This is a genomic window from Saccharopolyspora kobensis (assembly GCF_900108315.1).
Taxonomy (GTDB): domain Bacteria; phylum Actinomycetota; class Actinomycetes; order Mycobacteriales; family Pseudonocardiaceae; genus Saccharopolyspora; species Saccharopolyspora kobensis.
This window is the reverse complement of the sequence record NZ_FNVB01000007.1, coordinates 1-12,490: the sequence shown is the minus strand read 5'-3', so window position 1 is coordinate 12,490 and position 12,490 is coordinate 1. Positions and strand designations below refer to the sequence as shown.

Genomic DNA, 12,490 nt, shown 5'->3' with positions numbered 1-12,490 from the left:
CCGCCAGCCTATGACCTGGAGTAACCCCACAAACCGACGCCTGGTCGGGTCTCCGGCCGCCGAGCAGGGTGGAGGCGTCCCACTCGGAACAGGAAGGACCCTCCCCCGTGTCCCAGCAGCTCTGGCGCCGTCACCCCGATTCCTCGCACCTGACCGGCCCCCGCACGTTCGTCCGCGTGTTCGTCCCCCGAGCCGAGCTCGAACCGACCGTCGCCTGGTACGAGCAGCTCCTCGGCGTCGAACGCGACATGGTCATGCCGTACCCGGAGAAGGACCTCGCGCTCACCGCGGTCGGCGGCTTCCTGATCATCGCGGGCTCCGAGGCGGCGCTGGCCCCGTTCAGGCGGACCGTCGGCACCCTCCTGGTGGCCGACGTCGGCCCGCACGAGGAGCTCTTCCAGCAGCAGGGCCTGGAATTCGTGCAGCCCCGCTTCCGGGCACCGGTCGGCGAGGGCTTCACCGTCCGCCACCCGGACGGCACGGTGATCGAGTACGTCCACCACCGGCCGGCCGCCCACGAGCTCAGCTGACGACGACCGTCTCCCGCGACGCGCTCGTCAGGCTCGGCACCGGCAGCCGGAGCGCGTGCGCGGCGGTGAGCTCGCGGCGCGCGTGCACCGAGGCGACCGTGCCGCGGATCAGCGCCGGCGGCTCGACCGAGTTCGGCCGGACCAGCTCCACCGGCCACCGCAGCGCGTGGCACATCCGGAGCAGGAAGACGAAGGGGAAGATCACGAGCTGCGCCGCGAGCTCCAGCGCCGCACCGCAGAACAGGACCACGAAAAGCAGCAGGAACGGGATCGCGATGATGGCCGAGATCGGGTCGTCGCCGAGCCCGCTGGGCAGGCTGTCCATCGCGTCCTGGAACGACAGCTTGCGCCGCCACAGCAGCCAGCGGCGCCTCCCGTAGGGGCTCAGCCGCCGCTCGACCAGCCGCCAGCGCTTCGGGTCGATCGCGACCGGCGTGAACTCCGCCTTCTCAGCGGCCAGCAGCGCCTCCGCGCCGTCGAGCCCGCTGTTGCGCCCGAGGTGCTCGCGCAGGGCGCGGCGCAGCCGCCGGGCGGCGGCGAGGCTGCCCACGTGGACCACTCCGGCGCAGCACCGCCGGGCGCTGATCTCCAGCCGCCATCCCCGCCCGGCCGCTCGCGCGACCAGGACCAGCGGCATCAGCACGAGCACCAGGAGCAGTTCCAGCCAGCAGCCGAGCAGCACCGCGGTCAGCAGCAGGAACCAGACGAGCCGCAGCGCCACCGAGAACGGGCCTTCGCTCAGCCTCGGCCAGCGATCGCCCGCCACCCGCAACCGCACCACGCGGGACCACGGCGCCCATCGGATGCGCACCGTCCAAGAAGTCGTAGGCACGACACCGCAGTATTCCCGCAGCCGATCACCCGGATGGCTGGCACGCTCAACCTACTGAGAGTAGGTTTCGGGCATGACGAGGTGGACCGCAGCCGACATCCCCGACCAGACCGGACGGACCGCGCTGATCACCGGCGCGAACTCCGGCCTGGGCCGCCGCAGCGCACAAGCCCTGGCCGAACGCGGCGCCCGCGTCCTCATCGCCTGCCGCAACGCCGAGAAGGGCCGCGCGGCGCTGGCCGAGATCGCCCGGACCGCGACCACCGCGCCCGAGCTCGTCGAGCTGGACCTCACCGACCTCGCCTCGATCCACCGGGCCGCCGACGCCGTTCGCGACCGGACCGACGGCCTGGACGTCCTCATGAACAACGCCGGCGTGATGGCCACCCCGCGCCGCAGCACCAGCGACGGCTTCGAGCTGCAGATCGGCACCAACCACCTCGGGCACGCCGCGCTGACCTGGCTGCTGCTCCCGGCGCTGCGCCCCGGCGCGCGCGTGGTGACCGTCTCCAGCCTCGCCCACCGCTTCGGCGGCCTGGACGTCGACGACCTCAACTTCACCCGCCGCCGCTACCAGCCGCTGCTCGCCTACAGCCAGTCCAAGCTCGCCAACCTGCTGTTCGCGCTGGAGCTCGACCGCGCCGCGAAGCGCGCGGGACGCGACCTGATCAGCGTCGCCGCGCACCCGGGCATGGCCATGACCGAGCTGACCGGCAACTCGTCGCGGCTGCGCGCGATGCCCGACGCAGTGCACGACGTGATCGGGCTGGGCACCCGGCTGGTCACCCAACCCGCCGAGCGGGGCGCGCTGCCGCAGCTCTACGCCGCCACCGCGCGCGGCGTCCGCGGCGGCGACTACTTCGGCCCCAGCGGCATCGGCGAGCTCCGCGGCCACCCGAGCCGCGCCCGCCTGAGCAAGGCCGCCCGGGACGCGGGCACCGCAGGCCGGCTGTGGGCGGTGACGGCCGAGCACACCGGGGTCGCACCGGACTGGCCGTGACCCAGCTCACCAGCGGTTTCTTTCGCCTGGTGGAACCGGAAGCGAGATGACCACGGCGCTTCCCGGGGGCGTAGCCTGGGGCGCGTGACTGTGGCTCCGGAGGGTCGGAAGCTGCTGCGGCTGGAGGCTCGCAACAGCCAGACCCCGATCGAGAAGAAGCCGTCGTGGATCAAGACCCGCGCGCGGATGGGACCCGAGTACCAGGAGCTCAAGGGTCTGGTCCGCCGCGAGGGCCTGCACACCGTGTGCGAGGAGGCGGGCTGTCCCAACATCTTCGAGTGCTGGGAGGACCGGGAGGCTACCTTCCTCATCGGCGGGGAGCAGTGCACCCGCCGATGCGACTTCTGCCTCATCGACACCGGCAAGCCGGCCGCGCTGGACGTCGAGGAGCCGCGCAAGGTCGCCGAGTCGGTGCAGGCCATGGGCCTGCGCTACTCGACCGTCACCGGCGTCGCCCGCGATGACCTGCCCGACGGCGGGGCGTGGCTGTACGCCGAGACGGTCCGCCAGATCCACGCGCTCAACCCGGGCACCGGCGTCGAGCTGCTGATCCCGGACTTCAACGCCGAACCGGACCAGCTGGCCGAGGTCTTCGGCTCCCGGCCGGAGGTGCTGGCGCACAACCTGGAGACCGTGCCCAGCGTGTTCCGCCGACTCCGCCCCGCGTTCCGCTACGAGCGGTCGCTGCAGGTGATCTCCGAGGCGCGCGACGCGGGCCTGGTGACCAAGTCCAACCTGATCCTGGGCATGGGCGAGACGCCGGACGAGGTGCGCCCGGCGCTGCAGGACCTGCGCGACGCGGGCTGCGACATCATCACCATCACCCAGTACCTGCGCCCGAGCCCGCGCCACCACCCGGTGGACCGCTGGGTCAAGCCGGAGGAGTTCGTCGAGCACACCAAGGCGGCCGAGGAGATCGGCTTCCCCGGTGTGATGGCCGGACCGCTGGTGCGCTCCAGCTACCGCGCGGGCCGCCTGTTCGCGAAGGCCACCGTGCACCGCGGCATGCCGCTCCCGGAGAACCTGGCCCACCTGGCCAAGGAGGGCACGGCCGCGCAGGAGGCCACCAGCCTCCTCTCCCGCTGAGCACCGTTTCCGCTGGTCATGACACGTGAGCACTTCGAGGGGCCATAGCACCTCGAAGTGCTCACGTGCATCTAGCAGGCAAAACGATCCGGACACGCGCGCGGGCCCGACCTCACGGGTCGGTCACGCATCCGGGACCGCGTCTGCACCTGGTCCGGGTCGCGCCGTATCCTGAAATGCATGGCCAAGGAGGACAAGGCCGCCAAGAAAGCGGCGGCCAAAGAACGGCGCAAGGCAACTCGGGGACGCTTCAAGCAGATCCTCGAGGTGTTCAAGATGCAGCGCCGGGAGGACAAGCTCCTCCTCCCGCTGATGCTCGGGGTGTTCCTCGGCGTCACCGCAGCGATCTTCCTGCTGGGCATGATCTGGGGCCTGCACTGGGTGTTCCTCCCGGTGGGGCTGGCCTTCGGCCTGCTGGGCGCGGTGATCCTCTTCGGCCGCCGCGTGCAGTCGAGCGTGTACCGCAAGGCCGACGGCCAACCCGGCGCCGCCGGCTGGGCGCTGGACAACCTGCGCGGCCGCTGGGTGCTGACCCAGGCCGTGTCCGGCACCGCCCAGCTCGACGCCGTGCACCGGCTGATCGGCCGCCCCGGCATCGTGCTCGTGGGCGAGGGTGCCCCGCACCGGGTCAAGTCGCTGATGGCGCAGGAGAAGAAGCGCGTCGCCCGGCTGGTCGGTGAGACCCCGATCTACGAGATCGTGGTGGGCAACGAGGAGAACCAGGTGCCGCTGGCCAAGCTCCAGCAGCGGATCACCAAGCTGCCGCGCAACATCGGCCCGGCGCAGATCGACTCGATCGAGAACCGGCTCGCGGCGCTGGCCAACCGCGGCAACGCGATGCCGAAGGGCCCGGTGCCGCAGGGCGCCAAGATGCGCAACGTGTCGCGCGCAGTGCGCCGCGCGCGGTGATTTGACCGGCAACGAGAAGCGGGCCCGGGGACGAACCCCGGGCCCGCTTTCTCACGTCAGGAGTTCACCGGCGCAGCACGATGGTGCCGGTGAGCCGGTCGTGCCAGGAGCGGCCGTCGAAGTTCCACACCACGGCCGGGATGATCAGCCCGGACAGCACGCAGCGCACCGCGGCCCGCCACGGCCCCACCATGATCGCGCCGTCGACGCGCGCCACCCAGATCCGCAGCGCGGCCATGCCCGGCGTGGCGCCGAAGAAGCACACCGGGACCACGGTGATGACCGCCCAGGCCAGCAGGCTCCAGTTCTTCGGGTAGTCCGGCATCGTGAACAGCGCGGCGACCAGCGCGGCCAGCACGATGTCGATGAGGAACGCCCCCAGCCGCCTGCTCACCGGCGCCGCCGAGCCGGGACCGTGCTCGGGCAGCCCCAGCTTCTCGCCGCGCCACTGGGGCCGGGATTCGTTCGCCTGCTCGCGCACGTTGTTCAGCGCGGTCTTCGGGCCGTCCAGCCAGGATCCGACTCTTCGCACGTCATCCAGGGTACGTGCCGGTCCGCTGGTACCGTCGGAGCACCGCTTCCCGCAACATCGGCCACCCGGACGGGTCGCAGTTAACGCCGGCGAAACATTCGGGTGACGACGGAGCAACACCCAGGACATACGGTGGGAACCGAGCCGGCGGCGGAAACTTCGACGTGGCGTCGGTGAGCTGTACGAGTGCTGAAGGAGCCACCGAGCTTGTTCAAGAATCCTGACGAGGTCCTGCGCTTCATCGCTGATGAGGACGTGAAGTTCATCGATGTCCGGTTCTGCGACCTGCCGGGCGTCATGCAGCACTTCACCGTGCCGGCCGCCGCGTTCGACCAGGATGCGTTCACCGAGGGACTGGCCTTCGACGGCTCGTCCGTGCGTGGCTTCCAGTCCATCCACGAGTCGGACATGCTGCTGCTGCCCGACCCCTACACCGCGCGCCTCGACCCGTTCCGGATCGAGAAGACGCTGATCCTGAACTTCTTCGTGCACGACCCGTTCACGCTGGAGCCCTACAGCCGCGACCCGCGCAACATCGCGCGCAAGGCGGAGCAGTACCTGAACGAATCCGGCATCGCCGACACCGCGTTCTTCGGCGCCGAGGCCGAGTTCTACATCTTCGACTCGGTCAAGTTCGGCGAGGGCCCGAACAAGTCGTTCGCCGAGGTCGACTCCATCGAGGGCTGGTGGAACACCGGGCGCGACGAGGAGGGCGGCAACCGCGGCTACAAGACGCGGCTCAAGGGCGGCTACTTCCCGGTCTCGCCCTACGACCACTTCGCCGACCTGCGCGACAAGATGTGCACACAGCTGACCGCCTCCGGTTTCACCATCGAGCGGGCGCACCACGAGGTCGGCACCGGCGGCCAGACCGAGATCAACTACCGGTTCAACACGCTGCTGCACGCTGCCGACGACCTGCAGCTGTTCAAGTACGTCATCAAGAACACCGCCTGGGACAACGGCAAGACCGTCACCTTCATGCCCAAGCCGCTGTTCGGCGACAACGGTTCCGGCATGCACAGCCACATGTCGCTGTGGAAGGACGGCAGCCCGCTGTTCTACGACGAGGCCGGTTACGCCGGGCTGTCGGACATGGCCCGCCACTACATCGGCGGCATCCTGCACCACGCGCCGAGCCTGCTGGCCTTCACCAACCCGACGGTGAACTCCTACCACCGCCTGGTGCCGGGCTACGAGGCCCCGGTGAACCTGGTGTACTCGCAGCGCAACCGGTCGGCCTGCATGCGCATCCCGATCACCGGTGCGAACCCGAAGGCCAAGCGCGTCGAGTTCCGCTGCCCGGACCCGTCCGGCAACCCGTACCTGGCGTTCGCCGCGATGATGATGGCCGGCCTGGACGGCATCAAGAACAAGATCGAGCCCGCCGAGCCGATCGACAAGGACCTCTACGAGCTTCCGCCGGAAGAGGCCAAGAACGTGCCGACCGTCCCGGACAACCTGGCCGCGGCGATCGACAACCTGGAAGCCGACCACGACTTCCTGCTCGAGGGCGGCGTGTTCACCCCGGACCTGATCGAGACCTGGATCCGGCTCAAGCGCGAGGACGAGATCGACCCGATCCGCCTGCGCCCGCACCCGCACGAGTTCTCGCTGTACTTCGACGTGTGATGCGCTGAACGCGTGGTGGCCCGTCAGCTCCGGCTGGCGGGCCACCGGCGTTTTCAGCCGATCCCGGCATCCGCTGTTAACAGCGGGTCAGATGCCCTGCCAGGGCTGCAGCGCGGCTCCGAGCACACCGGGCTTGAAGCGCAGCAGGGCACCGGCGCACGGGTCGTCGAGGAGCGCCAGCTCGTCGTAGCCGTAGCAGGCCGAGGTCACGTACATCTCCTCCAGCCGCGAACCGCCGAAGGCCAGGCTGGTGATCCGCCGGGTCGGCGCCCACAGGACGGTTTCGAGATCTCCGCCCGGCGCGTACCGGTGGATCCGCCCGGTCCAGTGCATCGCGACCCAGACGCAGCCCTCGGCGTCCACCGCGATCCCCTCCGGCTCGCCCTCCGCTTCGGCGCACGCCACCCACTGCCGTCCGGAGACCGCCAGCGCGCGTTCCGGGTCGTAGTCGTAGGCCCAGATGGTGCGCGCGTCGACCAGGTACATCCGGCTGCCGTCCGGGCTCCACGCCACGCCGCCCGCCGCCGTCACCCCGTCGACCAGCAGCCGCGCCCGGTCCCCGTCGAGCACGTACAGCGCGCTGCCCTGCAGCTCGCGGGAGTGCGTCTGGGTGCCCGCCACGAACCGACCGGCCGGATCGCAGGCGCCCACGCCCATGCGATCGCCGTTGCGCACCTGGACAACCGGTTCCAGCGCCGAGCGCCCGAGGTGCACCCGGGCGAACCCGCGCCCGGCGGCGGCGATCAGCTGTCCTTGCCGGGTCGCGCCCAAGGCCGTCACCGGCCCCGGCAGCACGCGCACTTCATCGCTGCCGGAATCGCGGTGGAAGGTGTGCAATTCCCGGCGCAGCAGATCCACCCAGTGCACGCAATTGAGCGCGGGCATCCACAACGGGCTCGCCCCGCACAGCGCCTGCCGGTCGACGAGCACTTCGAAGTCCTCGGACATCGGCAGTCCCCTGTTCGCCGCCCTGCCTTCCTGCGCAGGGTACTGGCGAATTCGGCAATCGGGGACCGCCGACCGGGTTCGCCGAAACCATTGCGGTTTTCCGGGGCGTTCTGCGCGCCGGACAGCGCGAAAACACTTTGACCGAGCCGGAAATGAAGCGCTCGGTTCCGCCCGCTGAAAGGGGAAACGGCGACGAGCGCCCGGCACGATCCACCGCGCGGCGGAGAACCGCGAATGCCCGGCAGCATTGCGCCTTTCAGAGCATTCGGCGGCCTGCCCGCGGCTCAGCGGAATTCGGCCGGATCGATATCCCGCACGAAGCAAACGCGGTCGTGGCCGGTGCCGTCGTAATCGCGGTGCACCGGAATTCCGCCGATTTCGGCATCGCCACCGATGAGCTCGAAACCCATGCTCCGGTGGAAGGCGATCGAACCGGTGTTGGCCGGTGAGGTGACGCAGTGCACGCGGGTGCGCCCGGCGCGAGCGGCCGCGGCGAAGAATTCCCCGTACAAGCGGCGCGCGAGCCCGGACCGGCGCAGCTCCGGGTCGACCCCGACGAAGTGGATGTAGGCGTCCGCGGCGCGGTCGGCGGAGCCGAAACCGATCAGGAAGCCCGCCATCCGGTCGTCCTGCTCGGCGACCAGGCTGGTTCCGGCGAAGTGCTGCAGGAACAGCCGGGGCACGAGCAGCGACAGCTCGCGAGCGGCTTCCGGGCTGCGCGAGTCCGACCACCACCGCTGGATGGCCGCCACGATCTCCGGATGGTCTTCTTCCCGGGCACGACGAAGATCGATCATGACCACCACCCTAGGAGCTCAGGCCCCGTAGAACACCCGCTCCACCACAGCGCGGGCGTGCCGGGTGACGCGGAGGTAGTCGTCGACGACCTCCCCGGTGTCCACCTCCGCCGGATATCCCAGCGCGGCGGCCACCGCGTTGAGCTCCCGCGTCTGCTTCGGCAGCTGGTCGCCCGGCTTGCCCCGGACCAGCATCACCGCGTTGCGCACGCGCATCGCCAGCGTCCAGGCCTCCGCCAGCTCATCGGCATCGCCGGCGTCCAGCACGCCTGCCTCGGTCGCCGCGCGCAGCCCGTCCAGCGTCGATGTCGTGCGCAGCTCCGGGTGCTCGTGGGCGTGCTGCAGCTGCAGCAGCTGCAACGTCCACTCCACGTCGGCCAGACCACCGCGGCCGAGCTTGGTGTGCGTCGCCGGATCCGCACCGCGCGGCAGCCGCTCGGAATCCACCCGCGCCTTGATCCGCCGGATCTCCCGCGCCTTGGCCTCGTCGAGCCCGCCCTCCGGGTACCGGATCGGATCGATGGCCCGGCAGAACCGCTCGCCCAGGTCCTGATCGCCTGCGACGTGCCGCGCGCGCAGCAACGCCTGCGCCTCCCACGCTTCGCCCCACCGCCGGTAGTACGCGAGGTAGGAGTCCAGCGTGCGCACCAGTGCGCCCTGACGTCCTTCCGGCCGCAGGTCGATGTCGACCTCCAGCGGCGGGTCCTGGCTCGGCGCTCCCAACAACCGCCGCACCTGCTCGACGACCGCGGTCGCGAACCGAACCGCCGTCGTCTCCTCCGCGCCGGCCACCGGCTCGCACACGAACATCACGTCGGCGTCGGAGCCGTAACCGAGTTCCGCGCCGCCCAGCCGTCCCATTCCGATCACCGCGATCCGCGCCGGGACGTCGCCGGTCGCCTTCGCGGTGTCCCGGATCGACACGTCCAGCGCGGATTCCAGCACCGCGGCCCAGATGTTGGACAGCGCGTGGAACACCGCGGCCGGCTCGACCAGGCCGAGCAGATCACCGCAGGCGATGCGCAGCAGCTCGTGACGCCGCAGCGAACGCGCCGCGGCGACGGCTCTCCCCGGCTCCGAGTAGCGCGCGACGGTGCTTCGCAGCGAAACCGAGGCCTCCATCGGATCGCGTCCGGCCAGCGCCGGTGTGTCGGACAACAGCCGCAGCACTTCCGGCGCCCGCACCAGCAGCTCCGGAACCAGCTTCGAGGTGCCGAGCAACTGCGCGAGCCGCTCGGCCACCACGCCCTCGTCGCGCAACAACCGCAGGTACCAAGGAGTTTCCGCCAACGCCTCGGACACCTTGCGGTACGCGAGCAACCCGCCGTCGGGGTCGGGGGTGTTCGCCAGCAGATCCAGCAGCATCGGCAACAGCGTGCCCTGGATGCTGGCCCGCCGGGACACTCCCGAGGTCAAAGCACCGATGTGGCGCAACGCGCCCTCCGGCGAGGTGTAACCGAGTGCGGCCAACCGCTCCACCGCGGCCGAGGTCGTCAGGCGCAGCGCCGCGGTGGGCACCTTCGCGACCGCTTCCAGCAGCGGCCGGTAGAACAGCTTCTCGTGCAGCCGCCGAACCCGGTTGCTGTGCCGCCGGAACTCCGCCACCAGCGCCTGCGCCGCCGTGTTGCGCCCGCTCGAGCGCAATCCGGCCGCCCGCGCCAGCACACCCAGCGCCTCGGCGTCGTCGAAAGCCGGGAACAGGTGCGTCCGGCGCAGCTGCCGCAGCTGCAACCGGTGCTCGACGGTGCGCAGGAACCGGTAGGAATCCACCAGGTCCGCGGCATCGGTGCGAGCCACGTACCCGCCTTCGCCCAAGGCCCGCAAAGCATCCAATGTAGACGTCGGACGGAGCGAGTCGTCGCTGCGGCCGTGAACCATCTGCAGCAGCTGCACGGCGAACTCCACGTCGCGCAACCCGCCACGACCGAGCTTGAGCTCCCGCTCGGACAGCTCGGAGGGCACGTGGTCCTCGACCCGGCGCCGCATCGAGCGAACATCGGCCACGAAGCCCTCGCGCTCCGCCGCCGTCCACACCAGCGGCTGCACCGCAGCGAGGTAGTCAGCGCCGAGTTCCGCGTCCCCGGCCACCGGACGAGCCTTGAGCAGCGCCTGGAACTCCCACGTGCGCGCCCACCGGCGGTAGTAGCTGAGGTGCCCGTCGAGAGTCCGCACCAGCGCCCCGGCCTTGCCCTCCGGGCGCAGGGCCGCGTCGACTTCGAAGAAAGCGGGCCCGGCCACCCGCATCATGAGGCTGGCCAACCGGATCGCGGCCGGAACCTCCGCTTCGTCGCCGGTCACGAACACGACGTCGACATCGCTGACGTAGTTCAGCTCCCGGCCACCGCACTTGCCCATCGCGATCACCGCCAGCCGCGGCACCTCCGTCACGCCGGAGAGCTTCAACTCGGCCACCGCGACCGACAACGCCGCGCGCAGAGCCGCGACGGCCACGTCCGACAACGTCGCGGCCACGTCCTCGTACAGCAGCTTGGGCAGGGAGGGGTCGACGATACTGGCCATGTCCTGCCCGGCGACGTCCATCAGCAGTCCGCGATAAGCCCGGCGCAGCGCGCTGACCGCATCAGGCCCGTGCAGCTCGGCGACCGGGCCACCGGGCGTCCCAGGATCACCGCTTCCCTCGGCACCGACCGCCGCCAGGAGCACCGCCGTGCGATCTTCCAGCGTTCTGGCGATGTCCGCGCCCGAGCGCAGCCGCTGCCAATCATCCGGGTGCGCCGCCAGGTGGTCGGCGAAGGCGGTGGAAGCGCCGAAGACGCCGAACAGCCGAGCGCGCAGCCCCGGATCGTCCACCAGCGCACGGGAGAACTCCGCCCACTCCGCCTCCGCGGCATCCCGGAACCGGTCCAGGGAGTGCAACGCCAGATCCGGATCGGGAGTCCGCGACAGCGCGGCCACGATCGGCTCGGCCTCCTCCGGACCGCGGTCCGACCACCAGCCGGCGCGGCGCAGCTGAGCCTCAGCACGTGACGCATCGGTGAACCCGTACCGAGCGGGAGACGGCACCGAACCCGAGCGCGACGAGTTGCTGTTGGCCATTACTCGACCGTAGTCCGCGCCACGTGCCGGTGCGGACCCGACCTGGCCATGATCACGCCAGCGGCAGGAATCTGCTGGCCTTGCGCTCCTCCGGCGCGGTTCCCACGAAGCGCACGAAGCGCTCCGCCACCGGCTGCCAGGTCTCGGCCAGATCCGCGTGGAACTCCTCGAGGTGCTCCGGTTCGAGCTGACCGGGCCGCGCCGCGGCCGCCACGTCAGGTGACAGCTCCGCCCAGTTCAGCACCAGGTCCGTCGTCGTCTCGATGTGGAACTGCAGCCCGTAAGCGCACTCCCCGACCCGGAAGAGCTGGTTCTCGCACTTCGGCGAGGAAGCCAGCAACTGGGCCGTGGGCGGCAGGACCGACACCTCGTCGGTGTGGAACTGGAGGACGTCCGGGGTCAGGGGAACCGGCCCGAACAGCGAATCCTCCGCCGCGACATCGCGCTTGGCGATCAGCAACGTGCCGACTTCCGGTCCCTTGCGAGCCGCCCGCACCTGGCCCCCGGTGGCAGCGGCCAGCAGCTGGGCCCCCAGGCACAGCGCCAAGACCGGAACCCGCCCACCCACGGCCTTGCTGAGCAACGCCCGGACGTCGGCCAGCCACGGGTGCTGCGCGTCGTCGTAAACACCCATCTCGCCACCGAGCACGACGATCCCCTGGTGCTCGCTGAAGTCGGCGGGCAACTCCTGCTCGGCGGGCAGAACGACATCGATCTCGGCGCCGGCCGTGACCAGCCATTCCGCGAGGGGTCCCGGAGGATCCGTTCTCGACGGCTGCACAATGAGAATCCGCACACCACCCATGCCGTCAGCGTACGACCTGGAACGCCGAAGTCCCACCACTCCCCGTTCGAAATCGCGGTCGGTGTTTCGGTGGGGTGTTGTCGGGAACAGCAGAAAGGCCCCGTTCCCTGGACGAATACGTCCGGGAACGGGGCCCTTCTCAGTAGTGTGTCGGCGGTGTCTTACTCTCCCACACCCTGTCGAGTGCAGTACCATCAGCGCTGGGGAGCTTAGCTACCGGGTTCGGAATGGGACCGGGCGGACCCTCCCCGCCATCGCCACCGACAACCCTCACCCCCACCCAACAGGGCAGGAAACCTCAGATCATCATCACAGCAGATGACACACATATTCTCTTTATCAAGTATCCGATCAAACAACCA

At 70.3% G+C, this 12,490-nt stretch carries 11 protein-coding genes and 1 rRNA gene; 5 read left to right on the top strand and 7 right to left on the bottom strand.

Annotated features, from left to right (window positions below):
- Window positions 1-107 precede the first annotated feature (107 nt).
- Entirely contained in the window at window positions 108-530 is a 423-nt protein-coding gene (locus tag C4T78_RS22905) for a VOC family protein (protein WP_093357856.1), read from the top strand.
- Here the strand turns inward: C4T78_RS22905 and C4T78_RS22900 are convergent.
- Window positions 523-1,362 carry a hypothetical protein gene (locus tag C4T78_RS22900; RefSeq protein ID WP_143186041.1) on the bottom strand — a complete coding sequence of 280 codons (840 nt, stop codon included), beginning with the start codon at window positions 1,360-1,362 and terminating at the stop codon, window positions 523-525. The two genes, C4T78_RS22905 and C4T78_RS22900, sit on opposite strands and share 8 nt — an antisense overlap.
- Before the next feature lie 73 nt (window positions 1,363-1,435).
- Between C4T78_RS22900 and C4T78_RS22895 the strand changes: the two genes are divergently transcribed.
- The 3 genes from C4T78_RS22895 to C4T78_RS22885 all read left to right on the top strand — a co-directional run bounded on the left by C4T78_RS22895 (window position 1,436) and on the right by C4T78_RS22885 (window position 4,357).
- Complete coding sequence (locus C4T78_RS22895; RefSeq protein ID WP_093357855.1) at window positions 1,436-2,362, top strand: oxidoreductase; 927 nt, start codon at window positions 1,436-1,438, stop codon at window positions 2,360-2,362.
- Window positions 2,363-2,446: 84 nt separating this feature from the next.
- Window positions 2,447-3,448, top strand: a complete 1,002-nt coding sequence (gene lipA / locus C4T78_RS22890) for a lipoyl synthase (protein ID WP_093357854.1) — start codon at window positions 2,447-2,449, stop codon at window positions 3,446-3,448.
- Between the two features lie 180 nt (window positions 3,449-3,628).
- On the top strand, window positions 3,629-4,357 hold the full coding sequence (locus tag C4T78_RS22885) for a DUF4191 domain-containing protein (protein ID WP_093357853.1): 729 nt from the start codon (window positions 3,629-3,631) through the stop codon (window positions 4,355-4,357).
- Window positions 4,358-4,421: 64 nt separating this feature from the next.
- On the opposite strand, the gene C4T78_RS22880 is transcribed toward C4T78_RS22885, so the two are convergent.
- Window positions 4,422-4,889, bottom strand: coding sequence for an RDD family protein (locus C4T78_RS22880; protein ID WP_093357852.1), 468 nt, complete (start codon window positions 4,887-4,889; stop codon window positions 4,422-4,424).
- A gap of 207 nt (window positions 4,890-5,096) precedes the next feature.
- Here C4T78_RS22880 and glnA point away from each other — a divergent pair, with 207 nt between their 5' ends.
- Complete coding sequence (glnA, locus tag C4T78_RS22875; protein ID WP_093357955.1) at window positions 5,097-6,521, top strand: type I glutamate--ammonia ligase; 1,425 nt, start codon at window positions 5,097-5,099, stop codon at window positions 6,519-6,521.
- Window positions 6,522-6,608: 87 nt separating this feature from the next.
- Here the strand turns inward: glnA and C4T78_RS22870 are convergent, their stop codons facing one another.
- The 5 genes from C4T78_RS22870 to rrf form a co-directional block, all read right to left on the bottom strand.
- Window positions 6,609-7,469 carry an SMP-30/gluconolactonase/LRE family protein gene (locus tag C4T78_RS22870; protein WP_093357851.1) on the bottom strand — a complete coding sequence of 287 codons (861 nt, stop codon included), beginning with the start codon at window positions 7,467-7,469 and terminating at the stop codon, window positions 6,609-6,611.
- Between the two features lie 284 nt (window positions 7,470-7,753).
- Window positions 7,754-8,266, bottom strand: coding sequence for a GNAT family N-acetyltransferase (locus C4T78_RS22865; RefSeq protein WP_093357954.1), 513 nt, complete (start codon window positions 8,264-8,266; stop codon window positions 7,754-7,756).
- Window positions 8,267-8,284: 18 nt separating this feature from the next.
- Window positions 8,285-11,323, bottom strand: a complete 3,039-nt coding sequence (locus C4T78_RS22860; protein ID WP_093357850.1) for a bifunctional [glutamine synthetase] adenylyltransferase/[glutamine synthetase]-adenylyl-L-tyrosine phosphorylase — start codon at window positions 11,321-11,323, stop codon at window positions 8,285-8,287.
- A 52-nt stretch (window positions 11,324-11,375) separates the two neighbouring features.
- Window positions 11,376-12,128 carry a type 1 glutamine amidotransferase gene (locus tag C4T78_RS22855; protein WP_093357849.1) on the bottom strand — a complete coding sequence of 251 codons (753 nt, stop codon included), beginning with the start codon at window positions 12,126-12,128 and terminating at the stop codon, window positions 11,376-11,378.
- A gap of 148 nt (window positions 12,129-12,276) precedes the next feature.
- Window positions 12,277-12,393: ribosomal RNA gene (gene rrf / locus C4T78_RS22850) — 5S ribosomal RNA — on the bottom strand.
- Window positions 12,394-12,490 lie beyond the last annotated feature (97 nt).